Genomic DNA, 1481 nt, shown 5'->3' with positions numbered 1-1481 from the left:
GCAATCAATACGTGAAAATGAGGGTGATAGTCATCACGTTCCGCATTATACGTGACTTCTAATTTACGAACATAACCTTTCGCAATAGACTTAAAATGCTTACGATTACTTAACCGTCTAAATGATTGATTATAACTTTGTATTTCATCTTCTAAATGCTCAGCTGTGACATTTGGTGTCGTAAGTGTTAAAAAGATGAATTGTTTATCTTCTTTTTGCTTAATATATTGCATCATCAACGACAGCCCTAACGCATCTTTACGTGCTTTACGCCACGCACACACCGGACAAAATCGATTCTTACATAAATTAGATTTATATAATTTCTGTTTCTCTAACGTTTTATCAGCCACAAAACTCAAAAACGTATTACAGTTTTTAATCAAATCCATTTGCCCCTCTTTAACATGTCGCTCAATAAATTTCTGAAATACTTGATTTCTTTGTTTTTTCTCAGTATACTTTTCCATGTAAATTGTATAAACAACTTTATTTGAGATACAAAAAAAGTTGCTTTTTCTCCTTTCTTGTATGATTTTTGTCTCGTCAACTTAAACCATACTATAATAGGTACGAAAAAGCAACTTTTTTTGTGCCTGAAACCAGATATAGCAATGGATTAAAAGGGGTCGCCCTCGCTTGTAATAGTTACCTATAGTATCAAGACAAGAAGAAACTCGTTTCACTCGTTTCTAAAAAACAAAAAAGAAGGGATAAAATATGAGAGATTTAAAAGATAAATCTCAGATTACACTAATAGTTCAGTCACTGATTGTTATCGTCTTATTTTTTACCTGTGAAATGCTCTTTTTTACATACCTAAATAAACCTACATTTTACATAATAGGCATAATTTGTTTGTTCCTAACTCTAGGATTATGTAATTTTTTAAAGTTTAATTTGTTTTCTTTCAAAACTTTAAAGTGGAAAGAATTAGCTATAATTATAATCGGGTTACTAATCATAGAAATACCAACATATTTAATAACTAACTTTTCTTCTACACCTGATAACCAAAATGGATTAAACACTATAGTTGATCAATCAAATCTCTTTATTGCAATCATGACACTAGGTATTTTTATACCCGTGATAGAAGAATGTATTTTTAGAGGAATTTTAATTAAAGTTATGTTTCAAAAGAAGCAATGGTTAGGAACAATATTTTCTATAATTTTATTTACAATTGCTCATAGTCCTACAAGCCTAACAGAGTATATAATCTATGGAATTCCGGCAATTTTTTATTCAATAATTTACTACAAAACTCAAAGAATAGAATTACCAATCATAATCCATATAATCAATAATTTACTCGGTTTTGTAAACTAATGTTGCTTTATTCCAATTGCTTTATTGACGTTGAGCCTCTGAACCCTTAACAATCCCTAAACTTGTCGAATCGTCGGCTTAATAGCTCACGCTATGCCGACATTCGTCTTCAAGTTTAGTTAAGGGTTCTTCTCAACATCAATAAATTT

Annotated in this window: 2 protein-coding genes; one reads left to right on the top strand and one right to left on the bottom strand. The window is 30.4% G+C overall.

The window, feature by feature from the left end; all coding sequences use genetic code 11:
* On the bottom strand, window positions 1-470 hold a 470-nt coding region (locus CD155_RS03020), incomplete at its 3' end, for a protein rep (protein ID WP_180991830.1).
* A gap of 250 nt (window positions 471-720) precedes the next feature.
* On the opposite strand from CD155_RS03020, the gene CD155_RS03015 reads away from it, so the two are divergent.
* Complete coding sequence (locus CD155_RS03015) at window positions 721-1332, top strand: CPBP family intramembrane glutamic endopeptidase (protein WP_103212481.1); 612 nt, start codon at window positions 721-723, stop codon at window positions 1330-1332.
* The last annotated feature ends 149 nt before the right edge of the window (window positions 1333-1481 follow it).

It is taken from the genome of Staphylococcus caprae, assembly GCF_002902725.1.
Lineage (GTDB): Bacteria > Bacillota > Bacilli > Staphylococcales > Staphylococcaceae > Staphylococcus > Staphylococcus caprae.
The sequence above is the reverse complement of the archived record's forward strand: the minus strand, read 5'-3'. Positions and strand labels throughout refer to the sequence as shown.